The organism is Kitasatospora sp. NPDC127111 (assembly GCF_042677465.1).
In the GTDB taxonomy this organism is placed as follows: domain Bacteria; phylum Actinomycetota; class Actinomycetes; order Streptomycetales; family Streptomycetaceae; genus Kitasatospora.
Map to the genome: position 1 here is coordinate 70,653 of NZ_JBHXTG010000026.1, position 24,348 is coordinate 95,000.

Below are 24,348 nucleotides of genomic sequence, written 5' to 3' on the forward strand. Positions count from 1 at the left end.
TGATGCACCAGATGCGCGCTGAGTACGGCGCCGAAGGCCCGGCCGGCGGGGTGCGGCTCTGGCACATGGTCCGCGGCTCCGAGGCGGTCGCCATGTGCGGCCGGGAGCTGGACGAGGGCGCGCCGATGCGCGAGCCGGCGGACTGGGGCAAGACGCCCGAACTCTGCTGCCACACCTGCGGCGCGTACTACCTGCGCGAGACGCCCTACCTGTCCGCCGAGCACCCGTAGGCGCACCCGGACACGCGCCGGTACGAGGCCGTACCGTGATCGGCATGGAGGAATCCCTGGTCCGGCCGCGGTCGTTGGCCCGCGAGGCCGCCGGACTGCGGGCGGGCGAGCCCGGCCTGTCCGCCCACGTCGACCGGCTCTGCGCCCGGATCGAGCGGGTGGACCCGCTGCTGCACGCCTTCGTGCCCGAGCCCGGCCGGCCGGAGCGGCTGCACGCCGAGGCCCGGGCGCTGGCCGCGCGGTACCCGGACCGGGCCACCGCGCCGCCGCTGTACGGGGTGGCGGTGGGGATCAAGGACATCGTGCACGTCGACGGCCTGCCCACGCACGCCGGCTCCGCCCTGCCGCCCGGCGTGCTGGCCGGCCCGCAGGCCGCCGTGGTGGACCGGCTGCGGGCCGCCGGCGCGCTGGTGGCGGGCAAGACCGTCACCGCCGAGTTCGCGGGCAGCGCCCCCGGGCCCACCCGGAACCCGCACCACCCCGGGCACACGCCGGGCGGCTCCAGCAGCGGCTCGGTGGCGGCGGTCGCGGCCGGGCTGGTGCCGCTGGCGATCGGCACCCAGACCGGCGGCTCGGTGATCCGGCCCGCCGCCTACTGCGGGGTGGTCGGCTTCCGGTCGACGCACGGGCGGGTCCCGGTCGCCGGGGTGATCCCGAACGCGCCGAGCTTCGACACCCCGGGCCTGTTCACCGCCGACCTGGCGGGCGCGGCGCTGGCCGCGCCGCTGCTCTGCGACGACTGGCGCCCCGAGGCCGCGGCGGCGGCGGCGACGGCGCCGCCCGTCCTCGGCGTACCGGCCGGCCCCTACCTGGAGCGCGCCCGGCCGGAGGCTCGGCGGGCCTTCGAGCGGCAGCTGGCGCGGCTGCGCGACGCCGGACTGACGGTGCGTCACGTCGACCTGCTGCCCGACGTCGACGAACTGCTGCGACAGTTCCAGACGATCAACCGCTTCGAGCAGGCCCGCACGCACGCCGACTGGTTCGCCCGCTTCGGCGGCCTCTACCGGCCGGAGACCGCCTCCGGCATCCGGCGCGGCCAGGCCGTCCGGCCGGAGGACCACGCGACGGCGCTGGGCGTCCGCGAGCACGCCCGCGCCCGGCTCGCCGAGGCCTGGGCCGCCTCGGGGGCCGACCTCGTGCTGGCCCCCGCGGCGACCGGCCCCGCCCCGGCCGGGCTCGGCAGCACCGGGGACCCGGTGATGTCGCTGCCCTGGAGCTACTTCGGCCTGCCCGCCCTCAGCCTGCCGGCCGGTACGGCGGACGGCCTGCCGCTGGGCCTCCAGGTGGTCGGCGCGGCCGGCGCCGACGAGCAACTGCTGGCCCGGGCGGCCTTCCTGGAGCGGGCGTTGGGGGGTTAACCCCCGCCCGGATCCGCCTGACCGCCGCACTGCGCCCGCACCCTCCCGCGCGGGAGGGTGAAGCCATGCCGAAGCCGCCCCGAACGCCCAGCCCCGACCGCCCGCTCCGCCGGGCGGTCCCCGCCCCGACGCGCCGGGGAGGGTGGGTGTGATGCTGTTCTCCTACGCGCTCCAGAGCCTGCGCACCCGCCGGTCGGGCTTCGTGGGCGCCTTCTGCGCCCTGTTCTTCGCCGCACTGACCGTCGCCGCCTGCGGCACCCTGCTGGAGACCGGCCTGCGCGGCGAGATCCGCACCGAGCGGTACGCGGGCGCGCCCCTCGTGGTGGCCGGCGACCAGCAGGTGCACCAGACGACCGTCAAGGACAAGGGCAACGGGAAGACCAAGACCAAGGAGAAGGCCAAGCCGCTCGCCGAGCGGGTCTGGCTGCCCGCCGCGCTGGCCGGGCGGATCGCGGCGGTGCCGGGCGTCCGCGCGGCCGTGCCCGAACTCACCTTCCCCGCCCAGCCGGTGGCCGCCGACGGGCTCCCCGGGTACGGGCACTCCTGGGCCTCCGCCGAGCTGACCCCGTTCACCCTGGCCGAGGGCCGGGCGCCGGGCACCGCCGACGAGCTGGTGGTGGACGCGGGCCTGGCCGCCCGGGCCGGGCTGCACGTCGGCGACCGGCTGACCGTCCGCTCCACGCAGACGCCCGCCGGGTACCGGATCTCCGGCATCGCCGCCGCCCGGGGCGTCGAACTCACCGAGCAGAGCGCGCTGTTCTTCCACCCGGCCGAGGCCGAGCGGTTGGCCGGCCGGCCCGGGCAGGTCTCCGCGATCGCCGTGCTGCCCGCGCCCGGCACCGACCCGGCGAAGCTGGCCGGCGCGCTGGCCCCGGTGCTGGCCGGTGACCGCGCCGTCGTCCACCGCGGCGCCGACCGCGGGCAGGCCGAGTTCCCGGACGCCGCCGGTGCCCGGGTGAGGCTGGTCAGCATGGGGGCCGCGATCGGCGGCACCGCCCTGCTGGTGGCGGTCCTGGTGGTCAGCGGCACGTTCGCCCTGCTGATCCAGCAGCGGGCCCGGGAGATCGCCCTGCTGCGCGCGGTGGCCGCGACGCCGAAGCAGGTGCGCAGGCTGATCGGCGGCGAGGCGCTGCTGCTCGGCCTGGCCGCCGGGGTGCTGGGCTCGCTGGCCGGGCTGCCCGCCGGCGGGTGGTTGTACGAAGGCTTCGTCGACCTCGGCGCGGTGCCGGACACCCTGCACCACACGCTGAGCGTCTTCCCGGTGTTCGCCGCGGTGCTCGCGACCCTGCTGGCCGGCTGGGCCGCCGCCCGGATCTCGGCCCGCCGGACCTCCCGGATCCGGCCCGGGCAGGCGCTCTCCGAGGCCGCCGTCGAGGTGCCGGGCGCCGGGTGGGCCCGGGCCGTGGCGGGCCTGCTGGTGCTGGCCGGCGGCATCGTCCTGGTCGCCGTCCTCGCCGCGCTGGACACCGAGAAGGCCGCCACCCCGGTCACCTTCGCCGCCGTCGTGGTGCTGGCGGTCGCGGTCTCGCTGCTCGGCCCGGTGCTGGCCCGGGTGGCCTCCGCCGTGGCCGGCGGGGTGCTGCGGGTCTTCCCGGTCAGCGGCCACCTGGCCGCCGCCAACCTGCGGGCCGAGCCCCGCCGGCTCGGCGCCGCCGCCGCGCCGCTGGCCCTGCTGACCGCGATGGTCTGCACGGTGCTCTTCACCCAGTCCACGCTGGGCGGCGCGGCCGCCCGGCAGGCCGAGGACGGCGTCCGGGCCCCGTGGACGCTGGCCGCGAGCGCGCCGGGCGTGCCCGGTCAGGCGGCGCAGGCGGTCCGGGCGGTTCCCGGGGTCACCGCGGTGACCGAGGTGCTCCGCAGCTCGGTCCGGATCGACCTGGAGAAGTACAGCGTCCAGGGCGTGACCCCGGAGGGCCTGACGGCGAGTTGGGACCCGGCGGTGACGGCGGGCACGCTGGCCGGCTTCGGCGACGGCGACCTCGCGGTCAGCGGGACGACGGCCGGTGCCCTCGGGGTGCGCCCCGGCTCGACCGTGCGGCTGGTCCTCGGCGACGGCACCCCCGTCGGCCTGACCGTCCGGGCGGTGTACGCCCGCGGGCTCGGCTTCGGCGACCTCACCGTCTCCCACGCGCTGCTCGCCCGGCACGTCGACAACCCGCTCGCCGCCGCCGTCCTGGTGGCCGCGGACGACCGGGTGACCCGGGAGCGGCTGACCGCGGCGGTGGCCGGCTTCCCCGGGGTGCGGGTGCTCGACCGGGCGCAGTCGGGGGAGATCGCGGCCGAGGCCCGGCAGAACGGCGCCGCGGCCAACTACCTCGGGATGGCCCTGGTGCTCGGCTTCACCGCGATCTCGGTGGTGAACACCCTGGCGATGGCCACCGCCGACCGCCGCAAGGAGTTCGCCCTGCTCCGGCTGAGCGGCACCACCCGGCGGCAGATCCTCGCGATGCTGCGACTGGAGTCGGCGGCCGTGGTGGCCACCGGCGTGCTGACCGGCTCGGCGATCGCGTTCGCGGTGCTCACCGCCTTCAGCCTCGGCATGACCGGCGGCGCCGGGGTGGCCTGGGGGTGGGCCGGTTACGCCGGGGTGCTCGCGCTCGCCACGGTGCTGGCGCTGGCCGCCACCACGCTGCCGGCCCGGCCGGCCCTGCGGGCGCCCGCGCTCGGTCTGTCGCGCTGAGCCGTCGCGGGTGAGCCGTCGCGGGTGAGCCGTCAGCGGGTGAGTCGTCGACGGTGAGCGCGCAGCAGGGGAACGGAGCACCACCCGCTATACCCTGGCGGGACGAAGGCGGCACGGGCGGCCCACCACGGTGGGCCGCCCGGCGGCGCTCCTGCCCGACGGGTCCCCCGTCCCGACCGACAGCTGAGGTGGATGGACCGTGGCCGGTTCTGTCACGACGGGACGCACCGACGGACGGGTGCAGCGCGGTGAGGAGACCCGCCGCGCGGTGCTGCGGCGCGCGGTCGAGATCGCCTCGGTGGAGGGGCTGGACGCGCTGTCGATCGGCCGGCTGGCGGGCGACCTCGGGCTGAGCAAGAGCGGCGTGTTCGCCGGCTTCGGCTCCAAGGAGGAACTGCAGCTGGCCACCGTCCGGGCCGCCCGGCGGATCTTCTACGACGCCGTGATCGCCCCGGTGGAGGAGGCCGGCAGCACCGGTCTCCGCCGGGTCCGGCTGCTGTGCGAGAGCTGGCTCGGCTACTCGCGGGCCCGGGTCTTCCCCGGCGGCTGCTTCTTCTACGAGGTCACCGCCGAGTTCGACGCCCGCCCCGGCCCGCTGCGCGACGCCCTGGCCGAGTGCGCGCGGGAGTGGCACGGCCTGCTGCTGGCCGCGGTCCGTGAGGCCGCGGCGACGGGCGGGCTGCGGGCCGACGCGGACCCGGAGGACTTGGTGTTCGTCCTGGTCGCCGTGCTGGAGACGGCCAACTCGCAGGCCGTGCTGTTCGGCGAGGAGGCCCCGTACGACCGGGCCGGGCGCACGGTGCTGCGCCTGCTCCGGGCGGAGGCGGCCGACCCGCGGGCCCCCGAGCTCGCCTGATCCGCGGCGGACTCCCCGGCGGCGCCCGCCCTCGTGCGCGTCGCGTCATGATCGACGCCGGGTCGTCGCCTCCATAAAACTGCACGAACGGTCGTGCTAATATCTCCCGAGTTCGGCCCCCGCACCCCCAGGCAGACCCGTCAGCACCGACAGGGAGACCCGATGGAACCGGCCGTCGCACTGATCCGCACCACCCTGAACACCACCGCGCTGGTCGCGCCCGGCCTGGCCGGCCGCGCCGCGTTCCGGCTCTTCCGGCACCCGCTCCGGCGCGGCCCGGTCCGCACCCGCGAGCGCGAGATCCACCAGCGCGCCGTCACCGAGGAGTTGTCCCACCACGGCGAGCGCGTCGTGGTCTACCGCTGGGGCGACGGCACCAGGCCCGTCCTGCTGCTGCACGGATGGCAGTCCCGCGCCTCGCGGTTCGCGGACTTCGTCCCCCGGCTGCGGGCGCTCGGGCTGAGCCCGGTCGCCTACGACGCCCCCGGGCACGGCGACTCCGGCGGCCGCACCGCCACCGTGCTCGACCACCGCGACATCGCCGTCCGGCTCCAGGAGCGGTACGGCGACTTCGAGGCGCTGGTCGCGCACTCGCTCGGCGTCAACGCCGCCTTCCTCGCCCTCCGCGGCGGCCTGCGGGCCCGGCGGCTGGTCGCCGTCGCCGGGGTCAGCGAGGTCACCTTCATGCCCGCCGCCTTCTGCGCCCGGACCGGGCTGAACGCCGTGGTCGAACGGCGGCTGCGGTGGCTGATGGACCACGCGATGTTCCCCGGTGTCGGTGACGTCGGCACCTACTTCGACGCCGCCCGCGGACCCGAGGAACTCGGCCTGCCGATCCTGGTCGCGCACGACGAGGACGACGACGTGGTCCCGCTCGGCCACGCCCACCGGCTCAAGGCCGCGTACGGGGACCGGCTCGACCTGCTCGTCACCCGCGGGCTCGGCCACCGCCGGATCCTCACCGAACCCACCGTCATCGACAACGCCATCGGCTTCCTGACGGCCGGCCGGGAGGTCGGCGCCGCATGAGCCCGCTCGAACTGCACACCCGCGCTCTGGAGTTGGCGGTCGGGGTGATCGGCACCGTCCAGCCCGAACAGCTGGTGCTGCCGACGCCCTGTGCCGGCTGGGACCTCCGCCGGCTGCTGGAGCACGTGGTCGGCCAGCAGCGGGGCTTCGCCGCGGCCGCCCGCGGTGCCGGGCCCGACCGGGCGCTCTTCCGGGACGTCCCGGTCCACGGCGATCCGGCGGGCGCGTTCCGCCGCTCGGCGGAGGAACTGACGGCGGCCTTCAGCGCGGCGTCCGCCGGAGCCGGCGAACCACGGGTCTGGCTGCCCGAGATCCGCGACGACGGGCCGTTCCCGCTGCGCCACGCGATCGGCTTCCACCTGCTGGACACCCTGGTGCACGCCTGGGACGTCGCGGCCGCCCTGGGCGCGCCGGCCGGGATCGCCGCGGCGGTGGACGGGGACGGGCCGCTCGCGGCCGCCCTGCTCCGGCTGGCCGGGCTGGTGCCGGCCGGGCCCGTCGACCGGGCGCCGGGCCGCGCCTTCCGGGAGTGCCGCGAACCGGCCGACGGCGCCGGGCCGTTCGACCGCGCGCTCGCCCTGCTCGGCCGCGACCCGGCCTGGGGGCCGCCCGCCCGCTGAGTGAGCGGGGGCCCGGCCCTCACCGGTCGTCGCGCCGCTCGTCAGTCGCGTGGCCGGTCAGTCGCGCGGCTCGTCCGGGAAGCGCGGTCCGCCGATCAGGAAGAGCAGCGCGGCGATCGGGAAGCCGATCGAGGCGACCACCAGCACGACGAACTCCCACCACTCCATTTCCCGCTCCTCGTCACTCCCGCGCCGCCGGACCCCTCGAACGGGATTCCAAACCCGGCGCGCCCTGATCGGCCGAATCGTCCACTCGGTATCCGACGGTATGGCCGGATCGCCCCTGCTGCCACCGGACGGGCCCGCGTGCCGCGTGCACGGGTCTGGGCCTGCGCCCCGGGCGACGGCCACACTGTCGGGATGCAGGTACAGCTGGCAGGGGAAGCACGGCGGCCGGACCGCGAGAGCGAGGACTTCGCGGCGGCCTCGCCGGAGGCGCTCGTACTGCTCGACGGTTCGAGCTCACCGACCGGCCTGGAGTCCGGGTGCCGCCACGGCACCCCCTGGTACGTGCGGCGGCTGGGGGTGCACCTGCTGGCCCGGCTGACCGACCGCGCCGACCGCTCGATCGCGGAGTGCCTGGCCGACGCCATCGTGGAGACCGCGGCCCTGCACGGTGGCCGCTGCGACCTAGCCCACCCCAACACGCCGGCCGCCATGGTGGTCGCCGCCCGTCGGCACGGCGCCGCACTGGAGTACCTGGTGCTCGGCGACTCGCTGCTGGTGCTCGAGTTCAAGGACGGCCCGCCGAAGGTGATCGGCGACAACCAGCGCTTCCCCGGCGGGGAGGAGCTGCGCCGGCAGGTCTGGTCGACGGTGCCGGGCTCCGCCGAGCGCGCCGCACTGCACCTGGAGTACGCGCTGGCCGTCCGGGCCGCGCGGAACAGCGGCTCCGGCCCGTGGATCGCCGCCGCCAGTCCGAAGGCGGCCCGGTACGCGGAGACCGGCTTCGTCGGCCTGGACCGGCTGCACGCGGTGGCAGCCCTGACCGACGGCGCCTCGCGGTACACCGAGCGGTTCGGACTCGGCAGTTGGGCGGACGCGCTGCGGCTGCTCGCCGAGTCCGGTCCGGGCGAGCTGATCGCGCAGGTGCGGGCGGTCGAGCGGACGGACGTGGGCTGTGAGCGCTGGCCGCGCGGCAAGGCGCACGACGACGCCTCGGCGCTCTACGCGCTGCTGTGACGGTGGCCGTGGTGCGATCCCGGCCGGGCCCCGGTCGTCGGGGCGAGCGCGCTGACCCGCCGTTCCTCGGCGGCGGCCCGGTCCGTGGCGGTCCGGGAGCGCGGGACGGCGGTCCCGTGCGGCGGACGGCGGTCCGCTCCGGCGGCCGGCGCGGTGACGAGGCCGCGGGACGGCGGTCCGGGAGTGTGGGACGGCGGTCCGCTCAGGCGGCCGGCGCGGTGACGAGGCCCGCCCGCTCGGCGAGGACGCCGGCCTGGAAGCGGCTGTCCGCGCCGAGGCTGTCCATGAGTTCGGCGATGTGCCGGCGGCAGGTGCGGACGGACATGCCCAGGCGCCGGGCGGCCTGCTCGTCGGTGCTGCCCTCGGCGAGCATCCGGGCGATGGAGCGCTTGATCGCCGCGCCGGCCTCGCCGTAGCCCGCGACCACGCTGCGGGTCTCCTCCTGGTCGAACGGCAGGGCCCGGCCCCAGCACTGTTCCAGCGAACGGTAGAGGTAGTCGACGAGGGCGGGCTCGCGCACCATGACGGCGCCACTGGGCGCGCCGATCCCCGTCCGGGGGATGAACGCCACCTCGCGGTCCACGATGACGACCCGGTCGACGATCTCGTTGTCGGTGCGCAACTCACAGCCAGCGGCGGTGAGTTGGCTGGCGTAGTGCTGCATGGCCGGGTTGACGCGGACGGTGTGCTGGTAGAGCGCCCGCATCCGGACGCCGCGGTCGAGCAGTTCGAGGTTGCGGGCGAGCGCGTCCGTCAGGCCCTCGGTCGAGCCGATGCCCGGGTGGGCGCTGAACACCTCCGTGCGACAGTTGCCGGCCAGCTCCTGGAACATGGCGCGGACGTCGTCGGGGTTCTCCATCACGTCGATCGCCTCGGCGCTGCTGCGCTCGCGTCTCATCTCGTAGTAGAAGGGCGCCAGCCCGAGCAGCTCGGTCCGCACCTGGGCGGCCTGCTGCTGGCGCGTCTGCAGCTCGGCGTTGATGGGGCCGATCAGCTCGGCGGCGGCGAGCTCGGGGTTGGTGGCGATCAGCTCCGAGGAGCCGTCGGGGGCGGGTCTCAGCAGATGGAGCGCCGCGAGGGCGCCGGTCGCCCGCTCCAGTTGGGCGGAGGTCAGGCCGAGCTCGTCGGCCGCCCGGGCATCCAGCCGGCCGTGCCTGACGGCCCAGGTGAACACCCTCGCCGCCGTCTCGTCGAGGCGGCCTGAAAGTGACGAAAGGATGTCCGGATTGACCATGATTGCCCCCGTTTGATCATAGTGCTTTCGCTGACCTGCAACTTTATGACAGGGGCGCGCGGTGGAGATCCCCCCAACCGGCGGGCCACTGTGGAGCTGCACCGGAAAGCAGGTGCGGCTCCCGGCCGGAAGCGGCGGAGGAGCCTGACGGAACGTTCGACGCCGCGATCCGGCGATCGATGCATCGGGGGAAAACACCATGGGCAAGCGCCTCGCGTCCTGCTTCGTTCTGACCGCTCTCGCCACCGCGGTCATGGCCGGTCCGGCGTCCGCCGCGACCGCCACCGCGCCCGCCACCGCCGCCGCCACCGTCACCGTGCGCACCGCCGCGCCGACCGGCGACCAGCTGATCCCGGTCGTCCCGAAGACGGACGTCGCCGCCGCGCTGCGCAAGGCGGGCAAGGGGGACGGCGACCCCCACAACGACCTCCGCTGGGAGTGACCGCGGGAGCTCCGGCCGAGCCCGGCCCGGCCGGGCCCCACCCGACCTGATCCGACCAGATCCGATCTGATCCGACCCGCGATCGAGGACCCATGTCTGCCGCACCTCCCCCGCTGCCGCTCCGCGGTGTGCGATCCCGCCCCGGCGTGCACTACGCACCGGTCAGCAAGGGCGTGTACGTCTCCGCCGCCAAGGGGGCGTTCCTGCTGGCCGGCCCGGCGAGCCTGTTCCACCTGGTCGACCGGCTGACCCCGCTGCTGGACCGCGGCGCGACCGAGGACGAACTGGTCGCGGCGGCCGGCGCCGAGAAGACCCGCGGGGTCGTCCGCTGGGTGGGCGCCCAACTCCTCGCCCGCGAGCTGCTGTTCGACCTCGACCGGCTGGACACCCCGGAGCCCGGGCCGGCCGAGCGTGCCGCGTACGGCGACTCGCTGGCCTACCTGGAGACCCGCAGCGACGACCCGTACACCGCCTTCCGCCGGGTGCGCGAGGGCCGGGCGGCCGTCCTCGGCCGGGGGCCCGCCGCCGAGTCGGCGGCCCGCGGCCTGGCCGCGGCCGGCTTCGGCAGCGTCGTCCTGGCCGGTGCGGACGGGAGCGCCCCGGACCCGTCCGAGCTGCTGCTGCTCGACCCGGAGCTCGACCGGATCGTGCTGCCCGCCTCCGCCGCCGAGGCCGCCGGACTGCTGTCCGGTGCCTGCGTGGCGGTGGTCGTGGACGCCGCGCCGTCCGGCGACGCGGCCGCCGAACTCGCGCCCGGTGCCGCGGTCGTCCCGGTGACCACCACGGACGCGTCGCCGGCCGGCGGTCCCCAGGTCGTCGGCCCGCTGCGGACGGCGGGCGAGGCGCGCGGTCTGCACGGGAAGCTGGTCGAGCGTGCGGTGATCCGACAGGGTGACCAGGGCCGGACCGTACCGTCGCCCACCGGCGCCATCATGGCCGGCGCGCTCGCCGCCCACCGGGCCTTCCACCACATCGGCCTCGGCACGCCCGAGAGCTCCGTCTCGGTGGTGCACGGCCCCGCGCTGGAGACCGACGAGGCCGTGCTGGCCGGGACGGGTCAGGCCGAGTGGAGCGGCATCCGCAGCCTCGGCGACGCCGACCCCGCGGGGCTCGGACCGGTCGTGGCCGAGGACGTGCTCACCGCCTCGCTGCCGCTGTTCGCCCCCTGGACCGGCCCGTTCCGGTGGATCGCCCCCGACGACCTGCCGCAGCTCCCGTCCGCCCTGGCCGTCCTCGAAGGCCTCACCCCCGACTTCGGCGAACCCCTCGTCCGCCGCGGCATCGACCACGGGTCCGCCGCCGTCCAGGCGGTCCTCGCCGGGCTGCGCGTCCTGGCCGCCGTGCCGTACCCGCCCGGGACCCGCGTCCTGGAGCGCTCGGTGCCGGCCGCCGGGACCACCGAGGCGCGCTGGCTGCTGGACGGTGTCCTGCGGATCCTCGCCCGCTCCGCCGCGGCGCCCGCGACCGTCCTGGGCTGGGACGACATCACCGACCACGACGCCCTGCGGTTCTGGCGCACCCTGGAGGAGTACGAGGACCAGCCGGTCACGCTCACCCTTGACCGCCCCGCCGGCCTCACCGGCCCCTGGTGCGCCGTCACCGTGGCGGACGCCCGCACCGGCGCGGTGCTCGGCTCCTCCTGGGGCGACAGCACCGACCGGGCCGCCGGCCTGGCGCTGGCCGCCGCCCATGCCGCCCGTCGGGCCGAGCAGGCCGGCCACCCCGGCACCGTCGATCCGGCGCCCGGTACCGAACTGATCGACCTGATGACCGAGCCGGAGCTGACGGCGCTGGCCGGGGACGTCGAGGCGTACTGCCACGCGCACGGGGTGCGTCCGCTCGGGGTCCGGGTCGTCGCCGACCCGCTGGCCGGGGAACAGAGTCTCTGCTGGGGGCCGGTGTGGCTGGCCTGACGATCACCGAACCGTCCACCGTCTGGACGGAGTTCGCCGAGCTGCACGGTGCCCGCCTCAGCATGCGCGAGGGCTGGGACACCGAAGCCGAGCGCGCCGCCTGGACGGCGGCCCGCGAGGCCGGGGTGCCACTGCTCTCCGTCCGGGTCCTCCCGGACGAGGTGCAGATCGGCCCGCTGTGGGACCCGACCGTGTCCGCGCCCTCCTGCGCGGGCTGCGCCGAGGCGCGGGAGCGACTCGCCGCACCGATCGCCGGCGGCCACCCGATCGCCCGCGAGTGGCGTGCCCGGCGCTCCGGCACCGGTGCGTCACCGCTGCTCCCGCTGCTGGTCCGGGCCGCGCTGACCGCTGGAACCTCCCTGGCCCCGGGCGAGTTGCTGTCCGTCCGCCCGGGCGGGCTGCGCCGCCACCGGATCGCCCGGTACCACGCGTGTCCGGTCTGCGGGGACGCGGGCATGCCGCACGACCGCACCGACGCGACCGTGCGGACGCCGGAGCCGCTGGTGCTCGCCGACCGGCCGTCGCCGCAGCGGCTGCCGCTGCGCGAGCGCCCCGGCCTGCCGATGCCCGCCGACGAGCTGCACCGGCGGACCGTCGACGCCCGCTTCGGCCCGTTCGTCGGGGTGCAGCGGGAGACGCAGGCCCCGTTCGCGATGAGCAACGCCGTGATGCCGGGCGGACCGGTCGGCTCGGGGCACGGCCGCGGCGCCACGTACCGGGAGAGCGACCCCGTCGCCATCCTGGAGATGTACGAGCGGATCGGCGGGTTCCCGTACGGGACGGGGCGGGTCGTCAGGAACCTGGCCTACCAGGGCATCGACCTGCCCGCACTGGACCCGGCCGCGCTGGGCGGGCACACCGCGCGGCAGCTCGCCCACCCGTCCTGCCGGGTGCTGCCGTACGCGCCGGACGTCCCCACGGACTGGGTCTGGGGCCACCGCATCCCCACCGGCGAGCCGGTGCTGGTGCCGGCCGAAGTCGGCTTCTACCAGTACAAGCTGGAGCGGGAGGGCGATCGGAAGATCCACTTCCTGGAGTCCTCCAGCGGCTGCGCACTCGGCGCGAGCCTGGAGGAGGCGGCGCTGCACGCCCTCTTCGAGGTCACCGAGCGCGACGCGTTCCTGCTCGCCTGGCACCGGCGGCGCCCGCTGCCGGCCATCGACCCCGCGTCGGTGCGCCGGGAGCGCAGCCGGGAGCTGATCGGCCTGATCCGCTCGCGCGGCTACGACGTGCACCTGCTGGCGGCGAGTCAGGACATCCCGCTGCCCTCGGTGTGGGTGCTGGCCGTCCACCGGGACGGGCTGTTCCCCGCCAGCTACTCAGCGGCCGGCACCCACCCGGACCCGGAGGCGGCGGTCGAGGCCGGCCTGTGGGAACTGGCGCAACTGGTCCACGAGCGGGTGCCGTTCGACCCGGCGGCGGTGGAGCGGATGATCGCCGACCCGTTCGAGGTGCGCGTCCTCGACGACCACTACCAGCTCTACAAGCGGCCCGAGCTGCTGCCCCGCGTCACCGAGGTGCTGGGCGGGCCGGTCGTGCGGCTGGACGAGGCCTTCCCCGGCTGGCCCGACGCCCTGCACCCGGCGACCGGTGCGCGGCCCGACGTGCGGGCCTCGCTGGAGACCGTGCTCGGTCTGTACGCCGACGCCGGACTGGACACCGCCATCGTCGTCGACCAGTCCACCCGGGACCACCGCGACCTGGGACTGGCCGCCGCCAAGGTGATCGTCCCCGGCACGCTGCCGATGACCTTCGGCCACGCCAACCAGCGGCTGCTCGGCCTCACCAGGCTGACCGACGGCCTCCTGGTCGACGGCCGCCCGGTCACCGCCGACGACCTTCCGCTCGACCCCCACCCGTTCCCGTGAGAGGAGGACCGATGAGCCTGACACTCGAACGCCACGCTTCGCCCGGCACCGCCGAACCGCGCCGCGCCGCGGCCCCGCACGGCACCGACGAGCCCCGGCGGACCGCCGAACCGCACGGCGCCGCCGAACCGCACGGCACCGCCGAACCGCACGGCACCGCCGAGCTGCGGGAACTGCGCCGCTTCGCCTTCGAACAGGGCGCCGGCAAGGCCTTCGTCGCCCCGGGCCCGCAGATCGACCCGTCGATCGGCACCACCAGCGGGCAGCTGCCCGCGGCGGTCCGCCCCGACGCCGGGCGCCCGCTCGCCCTCGGCACCTCCCGGCTGCTGCGCCGCACCCCCTTCCCCGCCGGCCTGCGGCCGGAGGCCGGGCCGGCGGCCGGTGCGGAGACCCTGGACCACCTGCTGGTCACCGCGTTCGGCCTGCAGCGCCGGGAGCCGTCCAACTCCTTCAACGACCACCGCGTCGTGCCGTCGGTCCGCAGCAAGTTCCCGGTCCGCGGCTACCTGCTGCAGGACGGCGCCACCCGCTACCTGGACGTCCAGCGCCACGCGCTCCTGGACGTCGAGGGCACCCCCGCCGCCGGCGGCGAGCACGGCACCACCGTGGTGCTGGCCGGGCGGCACACCGACCTCCCGCCGCAGTACGCGCTGCTGCGCGGCCCGCTGGTGGACCTCGAAATCGGCCACAACCTGCGCAGCCTCTACCTCGCGGCCCAGCTGTTCGGGGTCCGGGCGGAGCTGGAACTGCCGACCCGTGACCCCGAGGGCCTGGCCGAGCGGATCGGCGTCCGGCCCGAGGAGGGCTGGGCCTACCCGGTCGCGGTCCGCCTGGACGGCGCGACCCCGCGCTGGCGTCCCGGCACCGACCGGACGGCGCCCACCGGCGACCAGGCACTCGACCGGGTGCTGCGGATCGACCGGCTGACCCGGCCGTCCGGCGCGCCCGCCCCGGCGGCCGACGTCACCGGCACCGGCCCGTACCCGATCGAGGGCAACGGCCTGAGCTGGGCCGAGGTGCTCTGGAACCGTACGGCCGGGCGCACCCCCGAGGGGATCGGCGGCTTCTCCGGCGTCCGGGCGCCCCAGCCGTACGCGGCCGTCGCCGACAGCGTGGCGCTGGCCTGCGCGCCGCCGCCGTCCCCGCTGCTCGCCGCCGTCGCCCGGCACATCGAGCTCACCCTCTGCGTCCAGGACGTCGAGGGGCTGCCGGACGGCATCCACCGGGTGGCGGACAACCGGCTGACCGGGCACCTCGCCCGGCCCGGCGTGCACGCCGCGCTGGACTCCCAGTTCGGGTACCCGCTGAGCGGCGGCAACGACTGCTCGGTACGGCACGCGACCTTCGTCTGGACCTTCACGGCCGACCTGCGCCCGCTGCTCGCCGAGTTCGGGCCCAGCGCGTGGAAGCTGCTGCAGTACGCGTGCGGCTGGTCGGCGCACGGCCTGGTGCTCGGCGCGGCGGCGTACGGCATGTACGCCCGGCCGGCCCGCGCCTTCGACGAGGTGCGGATCGCCCGCACGCTGGAGCTGGACCGCGACCAGACCGCCGTCTTCCAGGTGGTCTGCGGCACCGGCCGGTTCCGCGAGCCGATGCTGGACCTGCGGTCATGACCGGCACCCTGGACGGCAGACCCCGCTGGAGCTGCTGGCACCTCCACCTCGACTCCGCCGCGCCGGCGCTGGTCGACACCGTCCTGCTGGACGTGGTCGAACCGGTGGTGCGCGAGCTGCGGGCCGACGGCGCGATCACCGGCTGGTTCTTCATCCGGTACTGGCAGCACGGGCCGCACCTGCGGCTGCGGCTCGCCGGTCTGGACGAGTCGGCCGAACCCGGTGTCACCGCGGCGCTCGCCGAACGGCTGGCCCCGGTCAACGCGGGCGTCCCCGACGGCGAACGGATGAGCACCGAGCAGTACCACCGCAGCACCGGCCCGATCGCCAAGGCCGGCGAGGGCGGCGCGGACGGCTTCGAGGCGCTGCCGCTGGCGGCGCTGCGACCGGGCGGGGTGCACCGCGAGCCGTACACCCCGGAGACCGACCGCTACGGCGGGCCGGACCAGCTGGGGCTCAGCGAGTCACTGTTCGGCGCCAGCAGCGAGCTGGTGACGGCCGTGCTGCGGGCCCGTCCGAACTGGAACGGCCGGGTCTCGTTCGCCCTGCTCGCGATCGCGGCGGCGGTCCGGGCGGCCGACCCGGACCAGGTCTCCCAGGAGCGGTTCCTGCGCGGACTGCGCACCTCCTGGCTGACCTGGGCCGGGCGGGCCGAGCACCCGGGCATGAACCCGCTCGCCGCCCGCGAGGCGTCGCTGCGCTCCGCGGGCCTGCTCGCCGAGCGATTCCCGGGCGGGCCGGGCGCCCTGCCCGGTGCCGGGCGGGCCGCCGACCGGTGGGCCGAGCGGCTGGGCGCCGCCATGGACGTGTGGCGGGACGCCGCCCGGGCCGGGACGTTGAGCTCCAGCCCGCCGGAGATCCTCGCCTCGCACCTGCACATGACGCTCAACCGGCTGGGCTTCGGCCCCGAGCAGGAGGTCTTCCTGCTCAGCGTGCTGATCGAGCTCTGGGCGGGCCACCGTACGGCGGCCGCGGCGTGACCGTCACCGAACCGGCGGCCGGGCCGGCGTCCGTTCCGTCGAGCGGGTACGAGCGCGCCTGCGCCGTCCTGCTGCCGGAGCTCGCCGACCGGGTCGGGCCGCCGCTGGCGGAGGGCCGCTGGTTCGCGCTGGAACGGACGGCGGGCCGGTACGGCCGGGTCCTCCTCCCGCTCGGCGGCCGGACGTACCGCGGCCACGCCTTCGCCGAGGCCTTCGCGGCCGCCCTCGGCACCCCGGCCGCCCAGCCGGACGGCTCGTTCTGGTGCGCGCTCGCCGGCGAGCCGGGGACCGACCGGGCGGTGTTGCCCGGGCTGCGCCGCGGTCTGGCGCACGCCGCGGCCGCCCACGGCTTCGCGGTGCGCTGGCCACGGGTGCACGACCAGGAACTGCTCGACATGGCCGCGCAGTTGGACGGCCTGGACACCGGCGTCCTGCTGGTCGCCGAACTGTCCGACCGGGCGCCCGCGTAGCCGTCCGGGCCACGGCGCGGCCGCCCGGCCGCCCGAACGACCGGGCCGCCCGTGACGACCCGGCTGCCTGTTACGACCGGGCCGCCCGTGACGACCGGCCGCCGTTGCGGCCCTCCCCCCGGGATCGGTTGATCCCGCCCACAGACCTCCCCCGTCAGGGGTGAGCGCCGGCCCTCCCGGGCCGGCCACCTCCGCCGGCGTCCGCCGCGCGGAGTCCGGAACGCGGCCCGAACGGGCCCGCTCCCGGAGCGAACCGATGAGATCACATGGAGATCCACAGATGAGCGAGTCCGTGAACACCCCGCAGGTCGAGCAGGCCGAGGTCCCGGCGGTCGACGTCGAGGAGCTGTCGGTGCTGGAGGTCGGCGACGCCGCCGCCCTGCCGGAGATGGGCGCCTCCAGCGGCGGCACCCTGTGCTGCTCCTCCTCCTCGTCCACCTGCTGCTGCTGATCAAGCATCAACAACCCCACTGAGAAACGGAGTTCCATCATGAGTGAGTCCGTGAACACCCCGCAGGCCGACGAGCAGGCGCAGGCCCCGGCGGTCGACGTCGAGGAGCTGTCGGTGCTGGAGGTCGGCGACGCCGCCGCCCTCCCGGAGATGGGCGCCTCCAGCGGCGGCTGGGCCTGCTGCTCGTCCTCCTCCTCCACCTGCTGCTGCTGACCGAGCGGCACGTGGACGGCGCGTAGCCGCGACCGGCGGAGCGGCGCGCCAGGCCTGTCCCGCGGGTGTTCCGGATCACCGGGCACCCGCGGGGCCCCGCCCCCCGCACCATCCCGCACCACCCCGCACCATCCCGCACCACCCCGCACCATCCCGCACCACCCCGAGCCGCTGCGGGCTCCACCCCCACACCCCGTCGCCGAACCTTCGCGAGGAGCCATGACCGAGTACCACCGGGCCGCGCGCACCGAATCGCCGGCCGATCCCACCGAGCTGGAGATCGAGGAGCTGTCCGTGCTGGAACTGGGCGACGCGATCGCCCTGCCCGAGATGGGCGCCTCCAACTGGGGCGGCTGGTTCTGCTGCTCCTCGTCCTCCTCCGCCACCTGCTGCTGCTGACACCGGAACAGCCGCCGTGCCGAACCCGACGCCCGTCAAGGAGATCCGCATGACCACCGCCACCGACCCGCTGGTGATCCGGATCCACGGCCGCCCCGAGCAGCCGCGCGCCTACGTCGCCGACGTCCTGGGCCCGCTCGCCACCGGGCTGCGCCGCGACCACCGGCTGCGCGCCGTCCACCTGCGCCGCGGCTGGCGCGGTGGGCCCCACTACGAGGTCGTCGTGCGGCCCGAGAACGGCCGCCCGCTGGACGTCTCCGGCTGGTCCGCCCGGGCCGGGGCCGCACTGGCCGGCACCCCGCTCGACGGCCCCACCGAGGCGGACTACCTCAGCCAGGCCCGCCGGATGGAGCGGTGGGAGCAGACCGGCCGCAGCGCGCCGCCGCTCCGCGCCCCCGGCACCGTGCTGATCGCCTCCGACACGGCCGGCGCCGACTGGCTGCCCGAACTGCGCGAGGCCCGCACCGCCGTCCAGGCCGCCCTGCTGGACCCGCTGCTCGCCGCCCTGCGCGAGCACCGCGACGAGGACGCGCTGCTCGCCCACCTCGCCGAGGTGATGGCCACCCTGGCCGGCACCCACCCCGGCCGGCTGCCCTTCGGCACCATGTCCTTCCGCTCGCACGCCGAGGCCTTCCTCGCCTCGCCGCTGGCCGGGCAGGACCACCGCCCCGACTTCCGGCGCCGCTTCGAGCGGGACGCCGACCACCTCACCGCCCTGGTGCGCCGCCACCTCGCCGACGGTCCGGGACCGGAGACCGCGGGCTGGCACGCCGCCTTCCGCTACGGCTGGGGCTACCTGGACGCGCTGGTCCGCTCCGGCCGGCTCGGCAACGCCTACCTGGACGGCTTCGCGCCCGCCGCGCCCGACGGCAGCACCCGGCCGCCGACCCGCTTCCACGCGCTGACCGAGCAGTACGGGATCACCACCGACCCCGACGATTCCTTCGCCTCCTACCGCAGCCTCCTCAACTTCTTCTACGAGCTGCTGCCGCTGCTGGACGTCACCCCGCTGCACCGCTACTACCTCTGCTTCGCCCTCGCCGAGGCCACCGACCTGGCCCTGGGCGAGACCTGGGAGGAGCGCATCCGCCGCGCCGCACCGGCCCGGAGCACCGCCGCCCCGACCACCGCCACCACCACCACGGAGTGAAACCCATGGACTTCGGAATCTCACTGCTCCCCGACGCCGGGCCGGACACCAAGTCGCCGACCGCCTACTTCGACGACGTCCTCGCGCTCGCCCGGATCGCCGACGAGGCGGGGATGAGCCACGTCAAGATGACGGAGCACTACCTGCACCCGTACGGCGGCTACTGTCCCAGCCCGCTGGGCTTCCTGGCCGCCGTCGCCGCGCAGACCACCAACATCCGGCTGATGACCGGCTGCGTCCTGCCGGCCTTCCACCACCCGGTGAAGCTGGCCTCGTACGCCGCGATGGTGGACGCGATCAGCCACGGCCGGCTCGACATCGGCTTCGCCCGCGCCTACCTGCCGTACGAGTTCGAGACCTTCGGGGTCGACATGGACAGCAGCCGGGAGCGCTTCGAGGCGACCATCAAGGCCGTGCTGCGCCTGTGGACCGAGGAGGACGTCACCGAGGACACCCCGTTCTTCTCCTACCGGAACGCCACCATCCTGCCCCGGCCCACCCAGACCCCGCACCCGCCCGTCTGGGCCGCCGCGGTGCGTTCGCCCGAGAGCTTCACCCGGATCGGCGAGCTCGGCCTCGGGCTGCTGATCACCCCCTCGCTGACCCCGCTGGAGGCCGTCCGCGAGCAGGTCGCGCTCTACCGCGACGCGTTCGAGCGCACCCACGGCGACAGCGGGCAGCAGCCCCGGGTGGCCGCCAGCCTGCCGGTGTTCACCGCCGAGACCGACGCGGAGGCGCGGCGCCTCGGCGACCCGCTGCTCGCCGAGTACCTGCGGGTCTGGGGCGGCGCGACCTCGTCCTGGAACAGCGCCACCTCCAAGGCGTACCCCGGCTACGACCAGGTCGGGAAGTACGTCGGGATGATCACGCCGGAGCGGCTGCGCACCGAGGGCGGCGCGGTCGTCGGCTCCGCGGCGACGGTCACCGAGAAGCTCGCCGCGTTCCAGGACGTCGTGCGGGCCGACCACATCCTGCTCCAGGCCGACTTCGGGGCGATGCCCGGCGACGTCGCGGAGCGCAGCCTGCGGCTGTTCCTGGAGGACGTCCGCCCCAAGTTCCTGACGGCCTGACCGGCCGCCACCCCCCGGCGACGGCTCCACCGGCCGCCACCCCCGGCCCCATCGGCCGCCCACCGGCGGACAGCACCGCCGCACCACACCGCCCGGCCGCCAGGCGCGGGGAACACGAGGAGATGAGATGAGCCACGACGCACCCGCGATCGTGCTGAGGGGCCTCCAGGTCAGCTACGGCGCCCACCGGGCCGTCGACGGGGTCGACCTGGAGATCCCGCGCGGCGAGGTGTTCGCCCTGCTCGGCCCGAACGGCGCCGGGAAGACCACCACCGTCGAGGTGCTGGAGGGCCTGCGCCCCCGCTCCGGCGGCGAGGTGCTGGTGCTGGGCGAGGACCCGGCCCGCGCCGACCGCCGCTGGCGGTCCCGGATCGGCGTGGTCCTGCAGACCGCGCAGGACCAGCCGGACGCCCGGGTCCGGGAGATGCTCGCCCAGTTCGCGTCGTACTACCCCGACCCCCGCGACGTCGACGAGGTGCTGGAGGTCGTCGGCCTCACCGAGAAGAAGGACGCGGCCCTGCGCGACCTCTCCGGCGGCCAGCGCCGCCGGATGGACGTCGCCCTGGGCATCATCGGCCGCCCCGAACTGCTCTTCCTGGACGAGCCGACCACCGGCTTCGACCCGGAGGCGCGCCGCCAGTTCTGGCAGCTGATCCGCGACCTCGCCGCCGACGGCACCACCATCCTGCTGACCACCCACTACCTGGACGAGGCCGAGCAGCTCGCCGACCGCATCGGCGTGCTGGCCAAGGGCCGGCTGGTGGAGGTCGACACCCCGGAACGGTTCGGCGGCCGCGCCGAGGCCGGCACCGTCGTCACCTGGCAGGGCCCGAACGGCCGCGAGCGCCGCGAGACCACCAACCCCGCGCAGCTGATCGAGGAGCTGTCGCGGGAGTTCGCCGGCGCCGTGCCCGACCTGCAGGTGCACCGCCCGAGCCTGGAGGAGACCTACCTCGCCATGATCGGAGAAGCCCGATGACCATCGCCGCCCCCGCCCCCGCCGTCGCCCGCGCGACCGCGGCCGCCGCGCCCGCGCCGCTCCCGTCCCCGGTCCGCCTGGGCCTGGCCCGCGGTCTGTTCGAGGTGCGGCTGCTGATCCGCAACCGTGAAGCCATGGTCTTCAGCATCCTGATGCCGATCATGCTGCTGGTGATCTTCGGCAGCCTCTTCGACCAGGTCGTCCCCGGGACCGGCATCAAGATGCGCGAGGTCACCGTCGCGGGCATGATCGGCTCGACCATCATGTCCTCGGCCCTCGGCACCATGGGCATCGGCATCGCGGTGGACCGCCACGAGGGCACCCTGCGCCGACTCGCCGGCACGCCGTTCCCGCTGGTGTCGTACTTCATCGGCAAGGTCGTGCTGATCCTGGCCCAGGCCCTCGTCCAGGTCGCCGTCATCCTGGCCCTGGGCGTCGCCATGTTCGGCTTCCAGCTGCCGAAGGACGCCGCGCACTGGTTCACCTTCCTGTGGGTCTTCGTGCTCGGCACCGTCTCCACCGCGCTGATCGGCATCACCATCGGCTCGCTGGCCCGGTCCGCCCGCAACGCCCCCGCGCTGGTCAACTTCCCCTACATCGGGCTCCAGTTCATCTCGGGAGTGTTCTGGGTGATCACCGCCCTCCCCAAGCCGGTCCAGATCGTCGCCTCGCTCTTCCCCCTCAAGTGGATGACCCAGGGCATCCGCTCCGCCTTCCTGCCCGAGTCCTTCGCCGCCGCCGAACCGGCCGGGGCCTGGGAGCACGGACGGATCGCACTGGTCCTGACCGCCTGGCTGATCGGCGGCCTGGCCCTGTGCTGGGTCACCTTCCGCCGCAACGCCCGCCGCTTCTGAGCCGCCGCTTCTGAGCCGCCGCGGCCTCCGGGCCGCGCCCGGCGTACCGGCCCCACCACTGGTCCCCCAGAGAGGATGGCCATGAACCACCCCGACCACCCCGCCGATCCGCCCCGCGCGGACGGCGGCATCGCCGACACCGTCCAGCTCCGGGTCAACCCGCTGCCCGCCCACCGGCTCTCCACCGAGGACCTGCGCAGGTCGCTCGCCCACCTCGCGCTGATCAAGCAGCAGCGGGACTCCTGGCAGCCGCTGGCCTGCGACGAGCTCTACGCCCTCGCCGGCACCGTCGAGGACCCGGAGCGCCGGCGAGGGGTGGTCGCGCTGCGCCGGGCGATCTTCAACGGCCGCGACCCCGGCCCGGCGGCGGACGGCCTCCCGGAGGCGACCAGCGCCTGGCTCGCGCTCCACCGGGAGTACACCGCCGTCGCCGAGCGGATCCGCGAACGCTACAGCGAGGCCATCGAGCTGGAACGGCGCAACCTGGCCGGCCTGCTCGACAGCCCCACCTTCGGCAAGGCCGTGTCGCTGCTCGCCCCGACCGTGCACGACACGGCCGTCCGGTACAGCGCCGCCGACGGCGCCACCGACCGCAAGCTGCGCAAGTCCGAGCGCGGACTGATCCAGTACGCCACCCGGGCGCTGCTGCGGACCAGCCCGCTCTCCCAGTTCACCGCCGTCGGCCTGGCCCACTGGGACGAGGACGGCCCGCAGCTCGACGAGGTCGAGTTCGACGGCGACACGGCGCGGGCCTTCGCCGAGATCGACCGCTCCGTGCTCAACCACGTGCTCGGCGGCCTGCCGGTCACCGGCGGCCCGGTCGGCTGGGTCACCGTCTCGCCGACCCTCCGGGCCGAGGCCGACCGGGTCTACTTCCCCCGCGTGGACGGCGACCGGGTGCGGATGCTCTCCGCCCCGCTCACCCGCCACCTGCGGCTGCTGCTCGCCATGGCCGGGATGGGCCCGTACCACGTCGACCACCTGGCCGAGGACCTCGCCGCCAGGACCGGCGACAGCCGGCAGGCCAGCGCCGACTACGTCGCCAAGGTCGTCGCCGCCGGCATGCTCACCGCCGCTCCCGGCCCGGACGAGCAGGACCGCACCGGCCTGCGCGCGATCGGCCGCCGCCTGTCGGCCGACCACCCGGCGGCGGGCCGGCTGCTGGAGGAGCTCGCCGACGTCGTCGAGGGCATCGAGACCGCGCCCGCCGGCCAGCGCCCCGCCCTGGTCGGCAGGCTGCCGCACCTGGAGGAGCGGCTCCTGGAGGTCAGCGGACGCCCGGCCCGGCTGCACGTCAACGAGGACCTCGTCTTCCCGCCCACCGCCCCGAGCCCCGCCGGCTACACCGAGGCGCTCGGCGACCTGGCCCACGTCCTGGAGTTCCAGTCCGCCTACGACCGCTTCCACGAGGTCCGGGCCATGCTCACCGCCGCCTTCGTCGAGCGCTTCGGCGCCGGCGCCTCGGTCGGACTGGTCGAGCACGCCCAGGACCTGGTGAACGAGGTCTACCGGCGCGAGGACCTGCTGCGCACCGCGGGCCCCGACGGCCTCGGGCCCGACGACGGGAGCCTGCGGCAGCTGCACACCCTGCGCCGCCGCGCCGTCGAGGCCCTGGTCCGCGAGGTGCACGCCGGCCGGCACCGCGACGAGGTGATCTGGGACGCCGGCTACCTCGCCGAGCTCACCGCCGGGCTGCCCGACCGCTTCCGGGCCGTTCCGCTCTCGTACGGGGTGCTCATCCAGCCCGCCGGCGACCTGCTCGTCGTCAACGACGCCTACGCGGGCCACGCCTCGTTGAACTCCCGCTTCCTGCACGCCGCGAGCAGCACCGGCGGCCCCGCCGTCGACCGGCTCGCCGAGCGCCTGCTCGGCCTGTACGGCGCCGACGGCGCCCGGGTGCTGGAGGACCGCGGCCTGTACCGCACCAACATCAACCTGCACCCCCAGGTGCTCCCGGACACCGTCACCCCGCGCGAGTGGGCCACCCTGACGCTCCGCCACGACCCGTCGGCGGACCGCCTGGAACTGCTCGACCGCGACGGCCGGCCGGTCCGGGTGCTCCCCCTCGGCTCGCAGTACAGCGAGATGTACCCGTTCCCGCTGCGGCTCGCCTACTGGCTGGTCGGCTCCGGCCGGCTGGTGCTCGACCTGCAGGAGAAGGCCCGCGAACGGCTGGCCGAGCGCGACCGCGGCGGCGTCCTCGGCCTGCCCCGGCTGCGGGCCGGCCGGGTCCTGCTCCACCGCCGCCGCTGGTTCCTGGCCGAGGGGGAGCTCCCGCAGCCCGAACCGGCCGAGGAGGAGGTCTCCCACCTGCTCCGCCTCACCGAGTGGCGGGCCGGGCACCGGGTGCCCGACGAGGTCTTCGTCAAGACCTCGCTCTTCCAGCAGGACCCGTCCGACTACGTCGGCAGCGCCTCCGAGTGGCGTTCCTTCATCGACCAGCGCCGGCGCGGCAAGCCGCAGTACGTCGACTTCTCCAGCGCCCTGATGGCCCGGGTCCTGCCCAAGCTGCTGGAACGGCGCGGCGGCGGATACCTGGAGGAGGCGCTGCCGAGGCTGGGGGAGAGCCCCAACACCTTCGAGTGGATCGTGGAGTTCGACCGTCCTTCCGGCGGCCGCTTCAGCGCGCTCCGCAAGGACGTGATCCGCGCCGGCCTGGTCGGCGTCTGACCCGTCGGCGACCCCGGCGCGGGCACGGGCCGGCGCGTCCGGCGCACCGACGACCGAACGGGCGGCCGGTGCGGACGGGAACACCCG

At 75.8% G+C, this 24,348-nt stretch carries 22 protein-coding genes; 21 read left to right on the forward strand and 1 reads right to left on the reverse strand.

The features are described 5' to 3' along the window. The first annotated feature begins 11 nt into the window (after positions 1 to 11). The 7 genes from ACFVHB_RS18140 to ACFVHB_RS18170 all read left to right on the forward strand — a co-directional run bounded on the left by ACFVHB_RS18140 (position 12) and on the right by ACFVHB_RS18170 (position 7,955). Complete coding sequence (locus ACFVHB_RS18140) at positions 12 to 230, forward strand: hypothetical protein (RefSeq protein WP_380322533.1); 219 nt, start codon at positions 12 to 14, stop codon at positions 228 to 230. Between the two features lie 44 nt (positions 231 to 274). Next, positions 275 to 1,588 (forward strand): amidase, encoded by a 1,314-nt coding sequence (locus ACFVHB_RS18145; protein ID WP_380322536.1) that lies wholly within the window; start codon positions 275 to 277, stop codon positions 1,586 to 1,588. 151 nt (positions 1,589 to 1,739) lie between these two features. Beyond that, on the forward strand, positions 1,740 to 4,268 hold the full coding sequence (locus ACFVHB_RS18150; RefSeq protein ID WP_380322539.1) for an ABC transporter permease: 2,529 nt from the start codon (positions 1,740 to 1,742) through the stop codon (positions 4,266 to 4,268). Positions 4,269 to 4,467: 199 nt separating this feature from the next. Beyond that, positions 4,468 to 5,124 carry a TetR/AcrR family transcriptional regulator gene (locus ACFVHB_RS18155; protein ID WP_380322542.1) on the forward strand — a complete coding sequence of 219 codons (657 nt, stop codon included), beginning with the start codon at positions 4,468 to 4,470 and terminating at the stop codon, positions 5,122 to 5,124. Positions 5,125 to 5,286: 162 nt separating this feature from the next. Further along, positions 5,287 to 6,153 carry an alpha/beta hydrolase gene (locus ACFVHB_RS18160; RefSeq protein WP_380322545.1) on the forward strand — a complete coding sequence of 289 codons (867 nt, stop codon included), beginning with the start codon at positions 5,287 to 5,289 and terminating at the stop codon, positions 6,151 to 6,153. Then, a complete protein-coding gene (locus tag ACFVHB_RS18165) occupies positions 6,150 to 6,773 on the forward strand; it encodes a TIGR03086 family metal-binding protein (protein ID WP_380322548.1) in 624 nt (207 codons plus the stop codon). The genes ACFVHB_RS18160 and ACFVHB_RS18165 overlap by 4 nt, the downstream gene beginning before the upstream one ends. A gap of 360 nt (positions 6,774 to 7,133) precedes the next feature. Beyond that, positions 7,134 to 7,955 (forward strand): integrase, encoded by an 822-nt coding sequence (locus ACFVHB_RS18170; RefSeq protein ID WP_380322551.1) that lies wholly within the window; start codon positions 7,134 to 7,136, stop codon positions 7,953 to 7,955. A 202-nt stretch (positions 7,956 to 8,157) separates the two neighbouring features. On the opposite strand, the gene ACFVHB_RS18175 is transcribed toward ACFVHB_RS18170, so the two are convergent. Beyond that, positions 8,158 to 9,189: a LuxR C-terminal-related transcriptional regulator gene (locus ACFVHB_RS18175; RefSeq protein ID WP_380322553.1), complete on the reverse strand. Its 1,032-nt coding sequence runs from the start codon at positions 9,187 to 9,189 to the stop codon at positions 8,158 to 8,160. A gap of 199 nt (positions 9,190 to 9,388) precedes the next feature. Between ACFVHB_RS18175 and ACFVHB_RS18180 the strand changes: the two genes are divergently transcribed. The 14 genes from ACFVHB_RS18180 to ACFVHB_RS18245 all read left to right on the forward strand — a co-directional run bounded on the left by ACFVHB_RS18180 (position 9,389) and on the right by ACFVHB_RS18245 (position 24,261). Beyond that, positions 9,389 to 9,631 (forward strand): hypothetical protein, encoded by a 243-nt coding sequence (locus ACFVHB_RS18180; protein ID WP_380322555.1) that lies wholly within the window; start codon positions 9,389 to 9,391, stop codon positions 9,629 to 9,631. A gap of 146 nt (positions 9,632 to 9,777) precedes the next feature. Beyond that, a complete protein-coding gene (locus tag ACFVHB_RS18185) occupies positions 9,778 to 11,544 on the forward strand; it encodes a hypothetical protein (RefSeq protein WP_380322558.1) in 1,767 nt (588 codons plus the stop codon). Continuing rightward, a complete protein-coding gene (locus ACFVHB_RS18190; protein WP_380322561.1) occupies positions 11,532 to 13,412 on the forward strand; it encodes a TOMM precursor leader peptide-binding protein in 1,881 nt (626 codons plus the stop codon). The genes ACFVHB_RS18185 and ACFVHB_RS18190 overlap by 13 nt, the downstream gene beginning before the upstream one ends. A gap of 11 nt (positions 13,413 to 13,423) precedes the next feature. Continuing rightward, positions 13,424 to 15,025, forward strand: coding sequence for a hypothetical protein (locus tag ACFVHB_RS18195; protein ID WP_380322564.1), 1,602 nt, complete (start codon positions 13,424 to 13,426; stop codon positions 15,023 to 15,025). Beyond that, a complete protein-coding gene (locus ACFVHB_RS18200) occupies positions 15,022 to 16,005 on the forward strand; it encodes a thiopeptide-type bacteriocin biosynthesis protein (RefSeq protein WP_380322567.1) in 984 nt (327 codons plus the stop codon). Before ACFVHB_RS18195 ends, ACFVHB_RS18200 begins: the two co-directional genes overlap by 4 nt. Next, a complete protein-coding gene (locus tag ACFVHB_RS18205) occupies positions 16,002 to 16,475 on the forward strand; it encodes a hypothetical protein (protein ID WP_380322570.1) in 474 nt (157 codons plus the stop codon). Before ACFVHB_RS18200 ends, ACFVHB_RS18205 begins: the two co-directional genes overlap by 4 nt. 280 nt (positions 16,476 to 16,755) lie before the next feature. After that, on the forward strand, positions 16,756 to 16,926 hold the full coding sequence (locus ACFVHB_RS18210) for a thiazolylpeptide-type bacteriocin (protein ID WP_380322573.1): 171 nt from the start codon (positions 16,756 to 16,758) through the stop codon (positions 16,924 to 16,926). Between the two features lie 39 nt (positions 16,927 to 16,965). After that, positions 16,966 to 17,139 carry a thiazolylpeptide-type bacteriocin gene (locus ACFVHB_RS18215; RefSeq protein ID WP_380322576.1) on the forward strand — a complete coding sequence of 58 codons (174 nt, stop codon included), beginning with the start codon at positions 16,966 to 16,968 and terminating at the stop codon, positions 17,137 to 17,139. A 219-nt stretch (positions 17,140 to 17,358) separates the two neighbouring features. Then, a complete protein-coding gene (locus tag ACFVHB_RS18220) occupies positions 17,359 to 17,538 on the forward strand; it encodes a thiazolylpeptide-type bacteriocin (RefSeq protein WP_360183238.1) in 180 nt (59 codons plus the stop codon). Between the two features lie 49 nt (positions 17,539 to 17,587). After that, on the forward strand, positions 17,588 to 18,688 hold the full coding sequence (locus ACFVHB_RS18225) for a hypothetical protein (protein WP_380322579.1): 1,101 nt from the start codon (positions 17,588 to 17,590) through the stop codon (positions 18,686 to 18,688). A 5-nt stretch (positions 18,689 to 18,693) separates the two neighbouring features. Next, complete coding sequence (locus tag ACFVHB_RS18230) at positions 18,694 to 19,758, forward strand: LLM class flavin-dependent oxidoreductase (protein ID WP_380322582.1); 1,065 nt, start codon at positions 18,694 to 18,696, stop codon at positions 19,756 to 19,758. A gap of 127 nt (positions 19,759 to 19,885) precedes the next feature. After that, positions 19,886 to 20,737, forward strand: a complete 852-nt coding sequence (locus tag ACFVHB_RS18235; protein WP_380322585.1) for an ABC transporter ATP-binding protein — start codon at positions 19,886 to 19,888, stop codon at positions 20,735 to 20,737. Next, the gene (locus ACFVHB_RS18240; protein ID WP_380322588.1) at positions 20,734 to 21,591 is read left to right on the forward strand and encodes an ABC transporter permease; all 858 of its coding nucleotides are present in this window, start codon (positions 20,734 to 20,736) and stop codon (positions 21,589 to 21,591) included. Before ACFVHB_RS18235 ends, ACFVHB_RS18240 begins: the two co-directional genes overlap by 4 nt. Before the next feature lie 81 nt (positions 21,592 to 21,672). Then, complete coding sequence (locus ACFVHB_RS18245; protein WP_380322591.1) at positions 21,673 to 24,261, forward strand: lantibiotic dehydratase; 2,589 nt, start codon at positions 21,673 to 21,675, stop codon at positions 24,259 to 24,261. The last annotated feature ends 87 nt before the right edge of the window (positions 24,262 to 24,348 follow it).